Here is a 16805-nt window from a genome sequence, read left to right as displayed (position 1 = left end):
GGCTTTTTCCGTACGCAGGCATTGATCGCGATCAAATGCCGGCGCCGCGCATGGCCTGGCCCGGGCTTCGCCCGCTCTTCATTCATCAGTCACTGACGCTAGGTTCATCATGGCTCAATACGTCTTCACCATGCATCGGCTGGGAAAAGTTGTTCCGCCGAAGCGGGAAATCCTGAAAAACATCTCTTTGTCGTTCTTCCCGGGCGCCAAGATCGGCGTGCTGGGCCTCAACGGTTCGGGTAAGTCCACCCTGCTGAAAATCATGGCGGGCGTCGACACCGAGTTCGAGGGCGAAGCCCGTCCGATGCCCGACCTGAACATCGGCTACCTGCCCCAGGAACCTCAGCTGGATCCGACCAAGACCGTGCGTGAAGTGGTCGAGGAAGCGGTCAGCGTGATCAAGGACGCCCAGGCGCGCCTGGACGAGGTCTACGCGGCCTACGCCGATCCGGATGCCGACTTCGACAAGCTGGCCGCCGAACAGGCCAAGCTCGAAGCGATCCTGCAGGCCAGCGATGGCCACAACCTGGAGCGCCAGCTGGAAGTCGCCGCCGATGCGCTGCGCTTGCCGGCCTGGGACGCCAAGGTCGAACACCTGTCCGGTGGTGAGAAACGTCGCGTGGCCCTGTGCCGCCTGCTGCTGTCCGCCCCGGACATGCTGCTGCTCGACGAACCGACCAACCACCTGGACGCCGATTCCGTGGCCTGGCTGGAGCACTTCCTCCACGACTTCCCGGGCACCGTGGTTGCGATCACGCACGACCGTTACTTCCTGGACAACGTCGCCGGCTGGATCCTCGAGCTCGACCGCGGCGCCGGTATTCCTTACGAGGGCAACTATTCGGGCTGGCTGGAAGCCAAGTCCGATCGTCTGGCCCAGGAATCCAAGCAGCAGTCGGCCCACGAAAAGGCCATGAAGGAAGAGCTGGAGTGGGTGCGCAAAGGCGCCAAGGCTCGCCAGTCGAAATCCAAGGCCCGCCTGGCCCGCTTCGAAGAAATGCAATCGCAGGAATTCCAGAAGCGCAGCGAGACCAACGAGATCTACATCCCGGCCGGTCCGCGCCTGGGCGACAAGGTCATCGAGTTCAAGAACGTCACCAAGGGCTACGGCGATCGCGTATTGATCGACAACCTGTCGTTCTCCATGCCAAAAGGCGCCATCGTCGGCGTGATCGGCGGTAACGGCGCGGGTAAATCCACCCTGTTCCGCATGCTGATGGGCAAGGAAACGCCGGACTCGGGCAGCATCGAAATCGGTGAAACCGTGCAACTGGCTTGCGTCGACCAGAGCCGCGAGGACCTGGACGGCAGCAAGACCGTGTTCCAGCAGATCTCCGACGGTTCCGACCAGATCCGCATCGGCAACTACGAGATTCCGTCGCGTACCTACGTCGGTCGTTTCAACTTCAAGGGCGGCGACCAGCAGAAGTTCGTCAAGGACCTGTCCGGTGGTGAGCGTGGTCGCTTGCACCTGGCACTGACCCTGAAAGAGGGCGGCAACGTCCTGCTGCTCGACGAACCGTCCAACGACCTCGACGTCGAAACCCTGCGTTCCCTGGAAGAAGCCCTGCTGGACTTCCCGGGTGCCGCCATTGTGATCTCCCACGACCGGTGGTTCCTTGACCGTGTCGCGACCCACATCCTGGCGTACGAAGACGACTCGCAAGCGGTGTTCTTCGAAGGCAACTACACCGAGTACGAAGCCGATCGCAAGAAGCGCCTCGGCGACGCGGCGGCCCAGCCGCACCGCGTGCGTTACAAGAAACTGGCCTGATCCGGGCTGGCTGCTTGAAAGAAACGGAGCCTTCGGGCTCCGTTTTTTTTGCCTGTTTTTTGGCTCGCCAACATGGGGCGTTGCGTGTGACAACGATCCCTTTAATGGTGCGTGAAAGGCCGAAATAGCGAAAAATTTATATCAATTGCACCATTTAAATTCATAACTGCGACATTCTGCTCTGTCATGGTGCTGTTCGAGTTGCTAAAGTCCCGGGCAAATCTCCGTTAAGACAATAAATTTGCCGAGACTTTCCCATGATCGAATCCGTCGAAGACTTCCTCGCCCGCCTGAAAAAGCGCGACCCGGACCAGCCTGAATTCCACCAGGCGGTGGAAGAGGTGTTGCGCAGCCTGTGGCCGTTCCTGGAGGCCCATCCGCATTACCTGACCTCGGGCATTCTCGAGCGTATCTGCGAACCGGAGCGGGCGGTGGTGTTCCGTGTGTCGTGGGTCGACGATCAGGGCAAGGTCCAGGTCAATCGTGGGTTCCGCATCCAGATGAACAGTGCCATCGGCCCATACAAGGGCGGTTTGCGTTTCCACCCTTCGGTCAACCTGGGGGTGCTGAAATTCCTCGCCTTCGAGCAGACCTTCAAGAACTCCCTGACTTCGCTGCCCATGGGCGGTGGCAAGGGCGGCTCGGACTTCGATCCGAAGGGCAAGAGCGACGCCGAGGTGATGCGCTTCTGCCAGGCCTTCATGAGCGAGTTGTACCGCCATATCGGTTCGGACGTGGACGTGCCGGCGGGGGACATCGGCGTGGGCGCCCGGGAAATCGGCTTCCTGTTCGGCCAGTACAAGCGCCTGAGCAACCAGTTCACGTCGGTGCTGACCGGCAAGGGCATGAGTTACGGCGGCAGCCTGATCCGTCCGGAGGCCACCGGCTTCGGTTGCGTGTACTTCGCCGAGGAAATGCTCAAGCGCCGTGACGAGCGGGTGGAAGGCAAGCGCGTGGCGATCTCCGGTTCCGGCAACGTGGCGCAATACGCGGCGCGCAAGGTCATGGACCTGGGTGGCAAGGTGATTTCCCTGTCGGATTCCGAAGGCACACTGTACTGCGAGGCCGGGCTGACCGAGGAGCAATGGCAGGCAGTGCTGGAGCTGAAGAACGTCAAGCGCGGGCGTATCAGTGAGCTGGCGACGCAGTTCAATCTCGAATTCCTCGTCGGCCAGCACCCCTGGGCGCTGCCTTGCGATATCGCGCTGCCGTGCGCCACCCAGAATGAACTGGACGCCGAGTCGGCACGCACGCTGCTGCGCAATGGCTGCATGTGCGTGGCTGAAGGGGCGAACATGCCGACCACCCTGGAGGCTGTGGATATCTTTATCGAGGCCGGCATTCTGTTCGCCCCGGGCAAGGCGTCCAACGCCGGTGGCGTGGCGGTCAGCGGGCTGGAGATGTCGCAGAACGCCATGCGCCTGCTGTGGAGTGCCGGCGAGGTGGACAGCAAGCTGCACGGCATCATGCAGTCGATCCACCATGCCTGTGTGCATTACGGCGAAGAAAACGGCCGGATCAACTACGTCAAAGGGGCGAACATCGCCGGCTTCGTCAAGGTCGCCGATGCCATGCTGGCCCAGGGCGTGGTCTAGGCCGGGTCGATGCGGATCACCTCGATCAACTGATCGCCCGCCGGACGCTGCCACAACACTTCATCGCCAAGCTGGGTGCCCAGCAGCGCCCGGCCCAGCGGCGAACCCCAATTGATCAGGCCCTTGGCGACATCGGCCTGATCCTCTCCCACCAGTTGCACACACTGCTCGGTGCCGTGCTCGTCGGCGAAGATGACCCGGCTGCCGATCTGCACCTTCGAGCGCGATGTCGCCTGGGGAACCACCTGGGCGCTTTGCAGGCGCTGGTTGAAGTAGCGCAGGTCGCGTTCGATATCGGCCAGTTGCTGTGGGTCCGCCTGGTCGCCCAGCGCCGATTGCTCGTTGTGCCGGGTTTGCAGGAGCGCGACCTTGGCCTGCAGTTCGCTCAGGCCCTGTGGGGTGACGTAGTTGGGCTGCGCGCTGATTTGCCGTTCCACCGGTTGATCGGCCTGGGCGGCAGTCAGTTCCTCATTGACGAAGGCTCGGCTCATGGGCGTTTTCCCGTAATGGAGGTTTGGGCCATGGTCGCAGCCTTTTGGTTTCGGGCCATGCCTGAAAGCGACTTACTGCGAGCGATAGGCTCGCGCGGCGTCGCGGTCTTTTTCCTGTTGCCAGGCACGTTCGCGTTCGTCCCAGTGACGCTCCCGATAGTCATTGCGGTCCTGGTTTTCCAGCATGGCCTGGCACTGGCGAAAACCATCGCTCCAACCCTCGGCGTATTGCGGGTCCTTGAGGTAGCGCGGCACGTTCTTGCGAAATTCGCCGTTGATCGCCCCGGCGGCCTGGCGACCGCTGGCGCAACCATCATCGAAACCGTCGGCGAAGGCCGGTGGATACCCTTGCTTGAGCAACTGCTCGTGGGTCGTCTCGCAACCGCTCAGCAACGCCAGCCATGCCACCACCGCATACCGCCACATCTCTGACTCCCACACCGCTCAACAGCTCATAGAGAAAGTCTAGAAGGGGATTCGTCAGTGGTTTGTGAAAGCGTGGTGAGAATGCGACCGGGGGTCAGTAGTGGTACCACTTCAGCTCCAGCATCACCTCGTTTTCCGCCGTGGCCAGGTGGCTGAACTCGCGCTGGGCGCTCAGGCGCAGGCCCAGGTTGCGCGACAGTTCCCATTGCTGGTTGAGGCTCAGGCTGCGGCGCACCTCGCCGTTGGTGAAGTAGTCGCCCTTGGCTTCGACGCTGAAATTGCCCAGCGGGTTTTTCCACAGCAGGCCGGTGTTGAAGCCGGCCGCCGGGGTGATGAAACCGGCGAAATCGGCGTTGTGTTCGACGCGTATGGTGCCCAGGGCGAAGCCGAGCATGTTCTCGCTGAGTTGCCAGGTGCCGCCACCGCCACCGTTGACATGGCTGACCAGGGTTTCATCGTCGTGTTTGCCCGGCACCCGCTCCAGGCCGCCGGTGACCTGCCAGGACCAGGGTTGCAGCAGTTCGTTGCGCGGCGTCAGCGAACGAATGGTCGCCAGGTCCAGTTGCTGCAGCTGCCAATTGTTGCCTTCGTACTGGCGCAGCTTCATCTGCAGGATTTCGATCTGTGCGCCCAGGGGGAAACCCTCGGCGTTGTCGTTGAGGTCGTGATAGGCCATGCGCAGCCCGTACTCGCCAAAAGCCTGGTCGCCGCGGGTGCCCACGCCGACCTGCCAGGTGCGCGATTCATGGCCGTCTTCCGGCAGGCCTGGGCGTTCGATGGACAGTTCGGGCGGCGGGTTGCGGTTGATCGCCCGCAACAGCTCGAAGCTGCGCTGCGCCCGTTGCGGATCGCGCTCCTGGCCGTTGGCCCGGTAGCGCTCAAGACGATAAGCCGCATCGATGATCAGTGCCTGGCGGTCCCGTGGCAGGGCCTTGAAGGTCGGCTCCTGCAACTGTTGCTGATCGGCGCTGACCTTCAGCACCCATTGCTGTTCGTCGCTGCTCAGCGGCTTGGCGCGCTCCAGCAGCTCACGTTCGCGGGACGGGCGGTACTCGATTTTCTCCACCAGGCCGGCTTCCTTGACCGCCTTGACGGTGTCGGTGGGAATCGCCGTCAGCGGGAATTGTCCGGTCAGGCGCAGGCTGGGGCGCGCCACTTGCAGCAGCTCGAGCAAGCGGTAGGAGCAGTTCTCGTCGAAGAAGAAGTAGTCGAACTTGATCTGCTTCAGTTCCCAGACGTGCTCGACCATGCGTTCGGTTTCCGCCTGGGTCAGGTTCAACCGGTATTCCCACAGGTCGCGGTTTTCCAGGCTGCGGTATTCCGAGAGCTTCTCCTGGTAGGGCACCAGGGCGAACAGCCCGGGGTAGCCGCCCATCAGGCCTTTCCAGGCATAGAGAATGCTGTTGTCCGAGCCTTCGATATAGGCGCCGAAATTGATCGCGTAGCTGAGCAGGGCGGTGTGGTTGCTTTGTACGTCGGCCTGGTCGATGCGCAGCAGGGTATGGCCGAACATCGACGACGGGCTGTTCAGGTAGGCCGCCGGGAAAATCATTACCGTGCTGTGGGGCGAGACGTCCTTGAACCACTGGTTGAACTCATTGCAGTCCACCGCCGGCAGATCGTTCAGGCTCAGTTGGGCCTTGAGCCAGCGGGTGCGGGCGGGGTACACGCATTGAGCATGCTGGTTGCCGCTGCTGGCGGGGGCGTAGAGCGCGTTCAGCGTGGCCTTGAGTTCGGCGTCGGGGTGTTCGGCGCCGTCGCTGGCGAGGAAAAACTTCGGGTCGCTGACATAACTGCGCCAGCCTCCGAGCTTGGCGGTTTCGTAGTGGCCAAGGGAAATCCAGAACGGATCGTTGGCCAGTTGCTGCAAACGTGAATGGTCGATTTGTGGCGCGGCGGACAGCGGGGCGCAGACACAGAGCGCCAGGGAGGCAAGGCGTTTGAGCATGGTGGGCAACTTGAGTCGGAAAAAACAAAGACCCGGGAGGGGTCATGTCCGAAAAACAAAAGCCCGCTCCCCGAAAAGAGCGGGCAGGTCGAGATTAAGCCGGGGTGGCGTATTTGGCCAGGCGTGCATCGCTTTTCAGCACGGCCAGGGTGTTGGTGTGCACATCTTCCGCGGTCACGTCGGCTCTGCTGAAGATCTGCTGGAAGTGCTCGTGGGTGACGGCGGCGAAGTGCGCGCGGTCTTCGGGAGCGACGCCCAGAACCACGGCATAGGTGGTCAGCGCTTCGCCTTCACCTTTGGCCATGTCTTCGGAGAGCTCGTTCATCATGCCATTCATGGCAAACCAGGATTTGCCGCCGTAAGTCAGCGCACTGTTGGTCGAGCAGCCGTTGGTGCCGGAAGTCATACCGAAGGTCGCGTTACCGGAGGTGCCGTTGGTGGTGGAGGCCAGGAAGTGAGCCGGAGTGCCGCGCTGCCCTTCGAACAGCAGGTTGCCCCACCCACAATCCGGACCGCCTGGCGCTTGGGCCATTGCATTGATGGAAACAGCGGTGAAGAGAGTACCGAGAAGAATCCGTTTCATAGCTTTGTTCTCTTTGTGTGCAAACCAATGGACAAGGGTTCTGGCCCATGTCGGCGCCAGTGGGCCGGTTATTAGTCCAGCCGCGCAGGTTGGAGTTTAGGCAGATTCCAAGGGTTCCGTGTTTTTTTGCATGACATTCCTTGAAATAGACGGTTTTTATGCTGTCCGCGTGGCGCCTGGGATCTGTCCGCGCTTTCACTGCCTCGCGCCTTGCCAGCCGCTGTACCCGGCGCCAGAATGCCCCATCTGCCCCGCCTGATGTAAGGAAGCCCGATGCCTGATCCTGTTGCTGCCAGCTTGCGTCTAGCGCCCGAAGCGCTGACCCGTCCGTTTTCCGCTGAACAGTTCAGCTTCTCGACCACCAATGATTTGGAGCCCTTTCGCGGTGTGCTTGGCCAGGAACGTGCGGTCGAAGCCTTGCAGTTCGGTGTGGCCATGCCACGCCCCGGTTACAACGTCTTTGTCATGGGCGAGCCCGGCACTGGCCGCTTCTCTTTCGTCAAGCGCTACCTGAAGGCTGAAGGCAAACGCCTGCAGACCCCGTCCGACTGGGTCTACGTCAATAATTTCGATGAGCCGCGCGAGCCACGCGCGCTGGAGCTGCCTTCGGGGGCCGCGGGGGCGTTCATCAGTGACATCAACGGCCTGATCGACAACCTGCTGGCGACCTTTCCGGCGGTTTTCGAGCATCCGTCCTATCAACAGAAGAAAAGCGCCATCGACCGCGCGTTCAACCAGCGTTACGACCGTGCCCTCGATGTGATCGAGCGCCTGGCGCTGGAGAAGGACGTCGCGCTGTACCGCGACAGCAGCAATATCGCCTTCACCCCGATGCTCGACGGCAAGGCGCTGGACGAGGCTGAGTTCGCGCAATTACCCGAGGCCGATCGCGAGCGTTTTCATGAGGACATTTCCGCCCTGGAAGAGCGCCTCAACGAAGAACTGGCGAGCCTGCCGCAGTGGAAGCGCGAGTCGAGCAACCAGCTGCGTCACCTCAATGAAGAAACCATCACCCTGGCCTTGCAGCCGCTGCTGGCGCCGCTGTCCGAGAAGTACGCGGAAAACGCCGGTGTGTGTGGCTACCTGCAAGCCATGCAGGTGTACCTGCTCAAGACCGTGGTCGAGCAACTGGTGGACGACAGCAAGACCGACGCGGTGGCCCGCAAGCTGCTGGAAGAACAGTACGGTCCGAGCCTGGTGGTCGGCCATCCGGCCAGTGGCGGCGCGCCGGTGGTGTTCGAGCCGCACCCGACCTACGACAACCTGTTTGGCCGCATCGAATACAGCACCGACCAGGGCGCACTCTACACCACTTACCGGCAGCTGCGTCCGGGTGCCCTGCATCGGGCCAACGGCGGTTTCCTGATTCTCGAAGCCGAGAAGATGCTCAGCGAACCCTTTGTCTGGGATGCCCTCAAGCGGGCCCTGCAATCGCGCAAGCTGAAGATGGAGTCGCCGCTGGGCGAACTGGGGCGCCTGGCCACCGTGACCCTGACCCCGCAACACATCCCGTTGCAGGTCAAGGTCGTGATCATCGGTGCCCGCCAGCTGTACTACACGCTGCAGGACCTGGATCCGGACTTCCAGGAAATGTTCCGCGTGCTGGTGGACTTCGACGAAGACATCCCGATGGTGGACGAGAGCCTCGAACAGTTCGCCCAACTGCTGAAAACCCGTACCTCCGAAGAAGGTATGGCGCCGCTGACCGCGGACGCGGTGGCGCGCCTGGCGACCTATAGCGCCCGGCTGGCGGAGCATCAGGGGCGCTTGTCGGCGCGTATTGGCGATTTGTTCCAGCTGGTCAGCGAGGCGGACTTCATCCGTCACCTGGCCTCGGACGAGATGACCGATGCCGGGCACATCGAACGGGCGCTCAAAGCCAAGGCCACCCGTACCGGGCGAGTTTCGGCGCGGATTCTCGACGACATGCTGGCGGGGATCATTCTGATCGACACCGATGGCGCTGCCGTGGGCAAGTGCAACGGGCTGACCGTGCTGGAAGTGGGCGACTCGGCCTTTGGCGTGCCAGCACGGATTTCCGCCACGGTCTATCCGGGGGGCAGCGGTATCGTCGACATCGAGCGTGAGGTCAATCTCGGCCAGCCGATTCACTCCAAGGGCGTGATGATCCTCACCGGCTACCTGGGCAGCCGTTACGCGCAGGAATTCCCCCTGGCGATCTCAGCGAGCATCGCGCTGGAGCAATCCTACGGTTATGTCGATGGCGACAGTGCGTCGCTGGGTGAGGCGTGCACGCTAATCTCGGCCTTGTCGAAAACCCCGCTCAAGCAATGCTTTGCCATTACCGGATCGATCAACCAGTTCGGTGAGGTGCAGGCGGTTGGCGGGGTCAATGAGAAGATCGAGGGTTTCTTCCGCCTCTGCGAAGCGCGGGGCCTGACGGGCGAGCAAGGCGCGATCATTCCTCACGCCAACGTCGCCACCCTGATGCTCGACGAGAAGGTGCTGGCGGCGGTCCGCGCCGGGCAATTCCATGTGTATGCCGTGCGCCAGGCAGACGAAGCCCTGAGCCTGCTGGTCGGCGAGCCTGCGGGCGAGCCGGATGCGGATGGCCAGTTCCCGGAAGGCAGTGTCAACGCGCGGGTGGTGGAGCGCCTGCGGGTCATCGCTGAAATGGTCAGCGAGGAGGATCTCAAGGAAGCGGAAAAAGAGCAGGCGCAAGAAGCATTGGCGGAAACCAAGCCGGCATGAGTACTGCCGCGGCGAGGGCTTGGCCTTCGTCGCGGCGCCAGTGCGCTGGCGTCAATTTTCGCGAGTAGACCATTCGGCGCCTGTTCAGCCGGTCAACTTTGCTTATCAGGCTTTTCTTCCTATTCTCAGGGCAGGAGAACGACAGTCGTCACTGGATCGAAACAGTCTTCACATGAGGGCTGAATACCGGATCTACCGAGGGTCGCCGCCATGTCGCGCAACCTCTGCCTTACTCGCCAGTGTCTTGGCCTGGTCACCCGTATCGAGTGCAGTATCCGCCCGCTGGCGGGAGATAACGGAATGTGGACCCTACTGTTCGCGGCCGGAATGGCCGGCGAACAACCTTCGGCCATCAAGGCCCAGGGACCTTTCTGCGGTCCCAGCGTGGCCGAATCCATCCTTGATTCCATCGTCGAAAGCCTGACCACCCATGGCTATGAGCTGGCCGACGATCCGCAGATCTGGTGCCTGCACCTTCAGGCGCAACTACGGCAGATCAATGGCGAACGCTGCCGCCATTGATGCGATCTCCCGTTAATCCCTACCGCTGAGTCCTACTCGGCGGGTGGTGGGTTCTCCAGCTTGTCGAGCTTGACCTCAAAGCCATATTCGACAGTGTTGAGTTCGCTGCGCTGGTAGGTTTCCAGTTCGCTGGGTTGCCCATAGAAGTAATGCACGTCGAACAAGGCCGGACCGTTTGCCGGCGCCTCATGGCTGACCGCAAGAATCTCCTTCAGATACTGGCCGCTGCCGTCCTTGGCGTAGAAGCGCCAGGCCTCGGACGGGAACAGGCGCTGGTCGACGATCAGCGCATTGCCCCGCAGCTCCAACCCTTTGGGCAACTGGCTGACGGGCAGGGCCTTCTTCTCGATGCTGGCCAGAAACAGTGGGATCGAACCGACGGCGTAAGCCGGGGTTTCCGGGAACAGGGTCAGGTCGTAAGTGATCGAGCTACGCAGCGGATCGACTTCGACCGCCTCCGATGGCAGCTCGATGGGCTCGCCGCGTTTGCCGTTTTCGTTCTGGGTGAAGAAGGTCACCGGGCTGTCGCTGGTGGAGAAGGAGGTGCCCAGCAACTCGTCATTGAAGGTTTTTGGGTGGTCGAACTCGATCCGCGCCGCGCTGGTGTCCTCGGTGGATTGGTGAATGACCACGCTTTTTTTCAAGGTTTCTTCGTCGAGGTTGGCGCCCTTGAGGTAGTTCGGTGCCTGGTCGTCATATACCACTACCGGCATGGGCAGGGGCTGGATCTTGCTGTCGGTGGTCAGAGGGTCGAAGCGCCGCACCGGCAGATTGAGCTCTTTGCGGGTGACGGTGGCCGCGGAGAAATCCAGCACGTTGACTTCGAGCTTGTCGATCAGGCCGTTGAAATACACCTTGGTGTAATGGCTGCGCTGCTCACGCTCGAAGGTTTTGTGCTCCTCTTCAAGCTGCTGTTCGAACGCTTGGCTCCAGGCCTTCTGCTTCTGCATTTCGGCGAGCTGTTTGGCGTAGAAGGCAATCTGTTGGCTGTTTTCGTTGATCGAGCCGGAGCGCGAAAGGATCTGGCCGGTAGTGTCGCGTGCCTGCACCAGCAACGGGTTGAGCGGCGTCTCACTGAGCTCGGGGGACAACGGGGCGCTGTTGGTCAGCTCGATTTCGGCGCTGTTCTTGTCCAGGGACAGCAGCTTCACGCTGACATTCTTGTCGCTGCGTTGCTTGCCGATATCGGCCTTGCCCAGTTCGAAGGTGAGCACCTGGTGTGGCGCGATCACTTCGGCCTTGCCTTGCAGCGTCACGGGTTGGGGCTGGTTCTTGTTTTCGACTTCCACGCCTTCGATGAACGGGTAGGTCACCGTCAGGTCATCCGGATTGGTCAGGTTGGAACTGGACGGGCTCAACTGGATGCCGGGATCGGTTTCCGACCATTCGGGCTGGAAGGCGATGACCTTGCCGTTGCTCAGGGTTACGGATTGCCATTCCAGGCCGTGGGGGAAGGGGAATTGCGCCGGCATGTTGAAGCTGAAGGGAAACACCGGCTGCAGGTCGGTCAGGTAGTCGGAATTGGAGGTCTTGCGCAGTACGAACAGGCCGTTGAGATAGGTGTCGACCAGGGCCTGCGGGCTGGGGTAGTGCTTGAGCAGGGCCAGGGCGTCATCGCCGTATTCGGTCTCGATGGGCTTGCTCTTGAGCCGCAGTTGCGCACGCTCAAGCAGTAACAGCGAACCGCCCAGGTCAGCGATGGCGTCCTTGAGCTTGGGATCCTGGATGGCGTCCAGGGATTGTTCGAATTGTGCGGTTTTCTGTTCCAGGCTGACTTGCTGCTTCTCGTCGCTGGGCGAGCAGCCGCTGCTGAGCAGTACCGCGATGCACAGGCCGGTACCTGCCAAAGGCAATCGCAAATCCATTCTCCAGGCTTCCTGTCCGATGTCATTGAGCTGTTCAAGTGATTCCGACACTAGCAGAAAAACGCTTTGGCAGACGCGCAGGTAATGGATTTCGTTGCGGTTTATGGGCTTTTGGCCGGCTGATATACTCACCGCCGTTTTCAGACCTGTGTGAGATTCAATGGAACGCTTTATCGAGAATGCAATGTACGCCTCGCGCTGGCTGCTGGCGCCGATCTACTTCGGTCTGTCCCTGGGGCTGCTCGCCCTGGCCCTGAAGTTCTTCCAGGAAGTCTTCCACGTCATTCCCAACGTGTTCACCATGGCCGAGTCCGACCTGATCCTGGTGCTGCTGTCGTTGATCGACATGGCGCTGGTCGGCGGCCTGCTGGTGATGGTGATGATTTCCGGCTACGAGAACTTCGTGTCTCAGCTGGACATCGACGAGAACAAGGAAAAGCTCAGCTGGCTGGGCAAGATGGACTCCTCCTCGCTGAAGATGAAGGTGGCCGCGTCCATTGTCGCGATCTCCTCGATCCATCTGCTGCGGGTATTCATGGATGCGAAGAACATCGAACCGCAGTACCTGATGTGGTATGTGATCATCCACATGACCTTCGTGATTTCGGCTTTCGCCATGGGCTATCTGGACAAGCTGACCAAGCACTGATCGCCTGACCACCGCTGTAGCCGCGCCGCCCGGCCGTTGTGAAACGGACGGGCGGCGTCGTTTGTGGCTTGTGCTTTTACCGGCCGAGGCATATCCCTGTAGGGGTCACAGGCTTGAACTGCGCGAGGTGCGCCCATGAACCTGCACGAGTTGAATGCTTATGCCGTCGCCGGAAAAATCGACGAGCTGAACCTGATCTCCCTCGAAGGCGGTATCTATCTGCTCGAGGCGCGGATGCATGGGACGGCCTATCCATTGAGCGACACCCACGGTCAGATGTTGCATCTGCGCTCGGTGGAGCATGCCCGCGAAGTGCTGCATGCCTTTCCCAAGCTGCCCTTCAACCTGATCCACGCTTCAGTGCATGACGAAATGTGCGGCCTCTCGGCCAACACCGATGACAGCCTGCGGGTGCCCCTCGCCGTTCGTCCTGCCTGACAGGCGGGGCGTGCGTTCATCGCCGTGGCATCTGTGCTAGTCTGCTCGCCCTTTTGGTTCCGGGCGTCCCGGGATGCGCTGTGTACGCACGGCGGATTTCCGAGCCGTCCGCACAGCGGAGCAGTGTCATGTCCGAAGTAAATCTGTCCACCGACGAAACCCGCGTCAGCTACGGTATCGGCCGTCAGCTGGGCGACCAGCTGCGTGACAACCCGCCACCGGGCGTGAGCCTGGACGCCATCCTGGCGGGCCTGACCGACGCGTTCGCCGGCAAGCCTAGCCGTGTAGGCCAGGAAGAAATGTCTGCCAGCTTCAAGGTGATCCGCGAAATCATGCAGGCCGAAGCTGCTGCCAAGGCTGAAGCCGCTGCTGGCGCGGGCCTGGCTTTCCTGGCTGAAAACGCCAAGCGCGAAGGCATCACCACTCTGGCCTCCGGCCTGCAGTTCGAAGTGCTGACCCAGGGCGAAGGCGCCAAGCCATCCCGTGAAGACAGCGTGCGTACCCACTACCACGGCACCCTGATCGACGGCACTGTGTTCGACAGCTCCTACGAGCGCGGCCAGCCTGCGGAATTCCCGGTCGGCGGCGTGATCGCTGGCTGGACCGAGGCGCTGCAACTGATGAATGCCGGTAGCAAATGGCGTCTGTATGTGCCGAGCGAGCTGGCTTACGGCGCGCAAGGCGTTGGCAGCATCCCGCCGCACAGCGTTCTGGTGTTTGACGTCGAGCTGCTCGACGTTCTGTAAGCCTCAGCTGCCGGGCTGAGCGTGCTCGCGATCCATACGCCGTGTGTGCGGTGTACGGATCGCGAGCAGGTTCGCCTTGGCAGAGGGGTTAGGTGGGGTCATAGACGTATTTTTGCGCTCAGGCCTTGCCCTTCGGCTGTTCCGGCGGGGCGCAAGGCCCGTGCATAGCAGAACAGAAACAGATTGCGCACCAGTTCCTTGAGCACCACTGGCTCGCTGGAGCTCAGGCCGTTGAGGTCCAGGTCGCCCTGGTCCTGCAGCTCGTTCAAGGCTTCTTCTTCCAGTACCGCACAGACTTCCCCGGTTTCCCGATGCAGGATTCGCAGGTAAGGGTGTGGGCGGTCCAGCCATGCGTCGATCAAATAAGTCATGAGTCTCATCTCCTTGATGGGTTTCAATGAGAATAATTCTTATTCAATGAATAGCAAGTACCTATTGGCGGTTTCTGCTTTTTTCTGTGTGGAAATTGTTGTGGGTCAAAAGGGCTGGCCTTTTGATGGGGGGGCGGGAGAGGCGGGGGAGTTTGGCGGGAGCGGAGAGGGCTTCACCCCGTGGCTGGCACGGGGCGATAGCCGGAATATCAGACCTTGCGGACGAACTCGGACTTGAGTTTCATCGGGCCGATACCGTCGATCTTGCAATCGATGTCGTGGTCGCCATCGCACAGGCGGATGTTCTTGACCTTGGTGCCGACCTTGACCACCAGCGAGGTGCCCTTGACCTTGAGATCCTTGATCACGGTGATGGTGTCGCCGTCCTGCAGGACGTTGCCGACAGAGTCCTTTTTCACGGTTTCAGCGGATGCGGCCTCGGCTTCGCCGTTGGCGGACCATTCGTGGGCGCATTCCGGGCAGACCAGTTGGGCGCCGTCTTCATAAGTGTATTCGGAATTGCATTTCGGGCAGGGTGGCAACGTGCTCACTAAGACTCCTCGGATTCAGGAAGGCTAAAAAACGCACATTATATAGGGTTTTGCCCGGGGAAGGGGCATCGCGGGGGGATTGCGGGGGAAAGCATCGCGAGCCAGCCCGCTCCTGCGCAGGGCAGGAGCGGGCTAGTGTGCAATCGAGTCTTAGTGGGTGCGGGCTACCGCGAATTCGCTCAGTTCCACCAGCGCGTCGCGGTATTCGCTCGGCGGCAGGGCTTCCAGGCAGGCGATGGCGCGAGCGACATAGTCGCGGGCCAGTTGCGCGGTGTAGTCCAGGGAGCCGGAGGCTTCCACGGCCGCACGGATGCTTTCCAGGTCTTCGATACCGCCTTTCTGGATCGCCTGGCGTACCAGGGCAGCCTGTTCCGGCGTGCCTTCGCGCATGGTGTAGATCAGCGGCAGGGTCGGCTTGCCTTCGGCCAGATCGTCGCCGACGTTCTTGCCCAGGGTTTCCGCGTCGCCACGGTAGTCGAGCAGGTCGTCCACCAGTTGGAAGGCCACGCCCAGGTGATCGCCGAAGGTGCGCAGGGCTTCGCTCTGCTCTTCGGTGGCGCCGGCCAGGGCGGCGGCGCTGTGGGTCGAGGCTTCAAAGAGCATCGCGGTCTTGCCGCGGATGACTTCCATGTAGGTTTCTTCGGTGGTGCTGGCGTCACGGACTTTCGACAGCTGCAACACTTCGCCTTCGGCGATGATGCGGGTGGCTTGCGAAAGGATCTTCATCACCGGCATCGAGCCCAGCTCGACCATCATCTCGAAGGAGCGCGAGTACAGGAAGTCGCCCACCAGCACGCTCGGGGCATTGCCCCACATGGCGTTGGCGGTCGAGCGGCCACGGCGCATGCCGGACATGTCGACCACGTCGTCATGCAGCAGGGTGGCGGTGTGCAGGAATTCGATGGTGGCGGCCAGCAGGCGCAGGTCGTCGCCTTCGCGACCCAGGGCCTTGCCACACAGCAGCACCAATAAAGGACGCAGGCGCTTACCCCCGGCCGAGGTGATGTAGTCGCCGATTTTCGATACCAGCGGCACTCGGGAGGTCAGCTGCTTCTTGATGATGCCGTCGACGGCGCTAAAATCGTCCGCCACCGCGCGGTAGAAAGCTTGGGGTTGCATCAGCGACAGGTGCTCCAGAAGGGTTGCGCGGCATGCTAGGACCCACGTCCGGGGCTGTCAAGGCGCGATGGACGGCCCCTTGCATCGCCAAGACAGCTTGCGTACAATCGCGCACCCTGAACTTCCTGGGCAGCACCTGCCTTACGCAATTGCACTTGGGCCGTTCCAGCCCCATGCAGCCATGCCAGCCAATACCTCTTCTTATAAAGAGCTGGGTGAGCAGGATTATCGGAGAAATACCATGTACGCAGTAATCGTTACCGGCGGTAAGCAATACAAGGTCGCTGAAGGTGAATACCTGAAGATCGAAAAACTGGAAATCGCCACTGGCGAATCCGTGACTTTTGACCGCGTTCTGTTGGTTGCCAATGGCGACGACGTGAGCATCGGTGCACCTGTTGTTGCTGGCGCAACTGTCAAGGCTGAAGTGATCTCCCAAGGTCGTCACGATAAAGTCCGCATCATCAAGTTCCGTCGCCGTAAGCACCACATGAAGCGTATGGGCCACCGCCAGTGGTTCACCGAGATCAAAATCACCGGTATTCAGGCTTAATTTCAGCCTAATTCCTCACTAGGAGAATTGAACTCATGGCACACAAAAAAGCTGGTGGTAGTACCCGTAACGGTCGCGACTCAGAAGCCAAACGCCTTGGCGTGAAGATGTATGGCGGCCAGGTCATCAAGGCCGGCAACATCATCGTGCGTCAGCGCGGCACCCAATTCCACGCTGGCTACGGCGTTGGCATGGGTAAGGATCACACCCTCTTCGCGAAAATCGAAGGCGTGATCAAGTTTGAAGTAAAAGGCGCCTTCGGCCGTCGTTACGTGAGCGTTGTCGCAGCTTAATTGCGCGATCGCTGGAAAAGCCCTGTCTTGCGACGGGGCTTTTTCGTTTGTGGGGTGAGTCTCTTGCAAAACTGTTTGTATGGGCTGCCAGCGCTGGATGTTACGGCCGTTGATCGGGGTCGCTGCGCTCATTTTTGCAAGAGTCTTATATCTTAGTGTTTTTCGGCTC

17 protein-coding genes are annotated in these 16805 nt (G+C 61.1%); 9 read left to right on the top strand and 8 right to left on the bottom strand.

The window, feature by feature from the left end; genetic code table 11:
- The first annotated feature begins 109 nt into the window (after window positions 1–109).
- Together ettA and gdhA are read left to right on the top strand one after the other, a co-directional pair.
- Complete coding sequence (gene ettA, locus H0I86_RS27390) at window positions 110–1774, top strand: energy-dependent translational throttle protein EttA (protein WP_180922869.1); 1665 nt, start codon at window positions 110–112, stop codon at window positions 1772–1774.
- A gap of 257 nt (window positions 1775–2031) precedes the next feature.
- Window positions 2032–3369, top strand: a complete 1338-nt coding sequence (gene gdhA, locus H0I86_RS27385; RefSeq protein WP_180922868.1) for an NADP-specific glutamate dehydrogenase — start codon at window positions 2032–2034, stop codon at window positions 3367–3369.
- Here the strand turns inward: gdhA and H0I86_RS27380 are convergent.
- From H0I86_RS27380 to H0I86_RS27365, 4 genes are all read right to left on the bottom strand, one after another.
- Window positions 3366–3860 (bottom strand): GreA/GreB family elongation factor, encoded by a 495-nt coding sequence (locus tag H0I86_RS27380; RefSeq protein ID WP_023969431.1) that lies wholly within the window; start codon window positions 3858–3860, stop codon window positions 3366–3368. The two genes, gdhA and H0I86_RS27380, sit on opposite strands and share 4 nt — an antisense overlap.
- A gap of 72 nt (window positions 3861–3932) precedes the next feature.
- A complete protein-coding gene (locus tag H0I86_RS27375) occupies window positions 3933–4286 on the bottom strand; it encodes a hypothetical protein (protein ID WP_180922867.1) in 354 nt (117 codons plus the stop codon).
- A gap of 94 nt (window positions 4287–4380) precedes the next feature.
- Window positions 4381–6234, bottom strand: coding sequence for an Lnb N-terminal periplasmic domain-containing protein (locus H0I86_RS27370; RefSeq protein WP_180922866.1), 1854 nt, complete (start codon window positions 6232–6234; stop codon window positions 4381–4383).
- Between the two features lie 94 nt (window positions 6235–6328).
- The gene (locus tag H0I86_RS27365) at window positions 6329–6817 is read right to left on the bottom strand and encodes a DUF3015 domain-containing protein (RefSeq protein WP_180922865.1); all 489 of its coding nucleotides are present in this window, start codon (window positions 6815–6817) and stop codon (window positions 6329–6331) included.
- A 273-nt stretch (window positions 6818–7090) separates the two neighbouring features.
- Here H0I86_RS27365 and H0I86_RS27360 point away from each other — a divergent pair, with 273 nt between their 5' ends.
- Together H0I86_RS27360 and H0I86_RS27355 are read left to right on the top strand one after the other, a co-directional pair.
- A complete protein-coding gene (locus H0I86_RS27360) occupies window positions 7091–9529 on the top strand; it encodes a Lon protease family protein (protein WP_180922864.1) in 2439 nt (812 codons plus the stop codon).
- Between the two features lie 210 nt (window positions 9530–9739).
- Window positions 9740–10051 (top strand): PA4575 family protein, encoded by a 312-nt coding sequence (locus H0I86_RS27355; protein WP_007924756.1) that lies wholly within the window; start codon window positions 9740–9742, stop codon window positions 10049–10051.
- Between the two features lie 32 nt (window positions 10052–10083).
- Here H0I86_RS27355 and H0I86_RS27350 read toward each other — a convergent pair whose 3' ends face one another.
- Complete coding sequence (locus tag H0I86_RS27350; RefSeq protein ID WP_180922863.1) at window positions 10084–11916, bottom strand: hypothetical protein; 1833 nt, start codon at window positions 11914–11916, stop codon at window positions 10084–10086.
- Between the two features lie 160 nt (window positions 11917–12076).
- Here H0I86_RS27350 and H0I86_RS27345 point away from each other — a divergent pair, with 160 nt between their 5' ends.
- The 3 genes from H0I86_RS27345 (at window position 12077) to bamJ (ending at window position 13749) form a co-directional block, all read left to right on the top strand.
- A complete protein-coding gene (locus H0I86_RS27345; protein ID WP_180922862.1) occupies window positions 12077–12565 on the top strand; it encodes a TIGR00645 family protein in 489 nt (162 codons plus the stop codon).
- A gap of 135 nt (window positions 12566–12700) precedes the next feature.
- Entirely contained in the window at window positions 12701–13003 is a 303-nt protein-coding gene (locus tag H0I86_RS27340) for a DUF6482 family protein (RefSeq protein ID WP_180922861.1), read from the top strand.
- A 128-nt stretch (window positions 13004–13131) separates the two neighbouring features.
- Window positions 13132–13749 (top strand): BamJ family beta-barrel-assembly machinery protein, encoded by a 618-nt coding sequence (gene bamJ / locus H0I86_RS27335; protein ID WP_007924751.1) that lies wholly within the window; start codon window positions 13132–13134, stop codon window positions 13747–13749.
- A gap of 98 nt (window positions 13750–13847) precedes the next feature.
- Here the strand turns inward: bamJ and H0I86_RS27330 are convergent, their stop codons facing one another.
- From H0I86_RS27330 to H0I86_RS27320, 3 genes are all read right to left on the bottom strand, one after another.
- The gene (locus H0I86_RS27330; RefSeq protein ID WP_009045712.1) at window positions 13848–14120 is read right to left on the bottom strand and encodes a PA4570 family protein; all 273 of its coding nucleotides are present in this window, start codon (window positions 14118–14120) and stop codon (window positions 13848–13850) included.
- A 209-nt stretch (window positions 14121–14329) separates the two neighbouring features.
- Entirely contained in the window at window positions 14330–14671 is a 342-nt protein-coding gene (locus tag H0I86_RS27325; RefSeq protein ID WP_180922860.1) for a zinc ribbon domain-containing protein YjdM, read from the bottom strand.
- Window positions 14672–14821: 150 nt separating this feature from the next.
- Window positions 14822–15790, bottom strand: coding sequence for a polyprenyl synthetase family protein (locus H0I86_RS27320; protein ID WP_009045711.1), 969 nt, complete (start codon window positions 15788–15790; stop codon window positions 14822–14824).
- A gap of 241 nt (window positions 15791–16031) precedes the next feature.
- Between H0I86_RS27320 and rplU the strand changes: the two genes are divergently transcribed.
- Both rplU and rpmA read left to right on the top strand, forming a co-directional pair.
- Entirely contained in the window at window positions 16032–16343 is a 312-nt protein-coding gene (gene rplU / locus H0I86_RS27315) for a 50S ribosomal protein L21 (RefSeq protein WP_180925924.1), read from the top strand.
- Window positions 16344–16378: 35 nt separating this feature from the next.
- Window positions 16379–16636, top strand: a complete 258-nt coding sequence (rpmA, locus tag H0I86_RS27310; RefSeq protein ID WP_003228360.1) for a 50S ribosomal protein L27 — start codon at window positions 16379–16381, stop codon at window positions 16634–16636.
- Window positions 16637–16805 lie beyond the last annotated feature (169 nt).

It is taken from the genome of Pseudomonas chlororaphis subsp. aurantiaca (genome assembly GCF_013466605.1).
Taxonomy (GTDB): domain Bacteria; phylum Pseudomonadota; class Gammaproteobacteria; order Pseudomonadales; family Pseudomonadaceae; genus Aquipseudomonas; species Aquipseudomonas chlororaphis_I.
Note: the sequence above shows the minus strand (reverse complement) of the source record. Positions and strands in the feature narration are given on the sequence as shown.

Excerpts from the sequence above, each read along its gene's own strand:
- ettA (WP_180922869.1), top strand. The coding sequence starts at position 110 with ATGGCTCAATACGTCTTCACCATGCATCGGCTGGGAAAAGTTGTTCCG.
- gdhA (WP_180922868.1), top strand. The coding sequence starts at position 2,032 with ATGATCGAATCCGTCGAAGACTTCCTCGCCCGCCTGAAAAAGCGCGAC.
- H0I86_RS27380 (WP_023969431.1), bottom strand. The coding sequence starts at position 3,860 with ATGAGCCGAGCCTTCGTCAATGAGGAACTGACTGCCGCCCAGGCCGAT.
- H0I86_RS27375 (WP_180922867.1), bottom strand. The coding sequence starts at position 4,286 with ATGTGGCGGTATGCGGTGGTGGCATGGCTGGCGTTGCTGAGCGGTTGC.
- H0I86_RS27370 (WP_180922866.1), bottom strand. The coding sequence starts at position 6,234 with ATGCTCAAACGCCTTGCCTCCCTGGCGCTCTGTGTCTGCGCCCCGCTG.
- H0I86_RS27365 (WP_180922865.1), bottom strand. The coding sequence starts at position 6,817 with ATGAAACGGATTCTTCTCGGTACTCTCTTCACCGCTGTTTCCATCAAT.
- H0I86_RS27360 (WP_180922864.1), top strand. The coding sequence starts at position 7,091 with ATGCCTGATCCTGTTGCTGCCAGCTTGCGTCTAGCGCCCGAAGCGCTG.
- H0I86_RS27355 (WP_007924756.1), top strand. The coding sequence starts at position 9,740 with ATGTCGCGCAACCTCTGCCTTACTCGCCAGTGTCTTGGCCTGGTCACC.
- H0I86_RS27350 (WP_180922863.1), bottom strand. The coding sequence starts at position 11,916 with ATGGATTTGCGATTGCCTTTGGCAGGTACCGGCCTGTGCATCGCGGTA.
- H0I86_RS27345 (WP_180922862.1), top strand. The coding sequence starts at position 12,077 with ATGGAACGCTTTATCGAGAATGCAATGTACGCCTCGCGCTGGCTGCTG.
- H0I86_RS27340 (WP_180922861.1), top strand. The coding sequence starts at position 12,701 with ATGAACCTGCACGAGTTGAATGCTTATGCCGTCGCCGGAAAAATCGAC.
- bamJ (WP_007924751.1), top strand. The coding sequence starts at position 13,132 with ATGTCCGAAGTAAATCTGTCCACCGACGAAACCCGCGTCAGCTACGGT.
- H0I86_RS27330 (WP_009045712.1), bottom strand. The coding sequence starts at position 14,120 with ATGACTTATTTGATCGACGCATGGCTGGACCGCCCACACCCTTACCTG.
- H0I86_RS27320 (WP_009045711.1), bottom strand. The coding sequence starts at position 15,790 with ATGCAACCCCAAGCTTTCTACCGCGCGGTGGCGGACGATTTTAGCGCC.
- rplU (WP_180925924.1), top strand. The coding sequence starts at position 16,032 with ATGTACGCAGTAATCGTTACCGGCGGTAAGCAATACAAGGTCGCTGAA.
- rpmA (WP_003228360.1), top strand. The coding sequence starts at position 16,379 with ATGGCACACAAAAAAGCTGGTGGTAGTACCCGTAACGGTCGCGACTCA.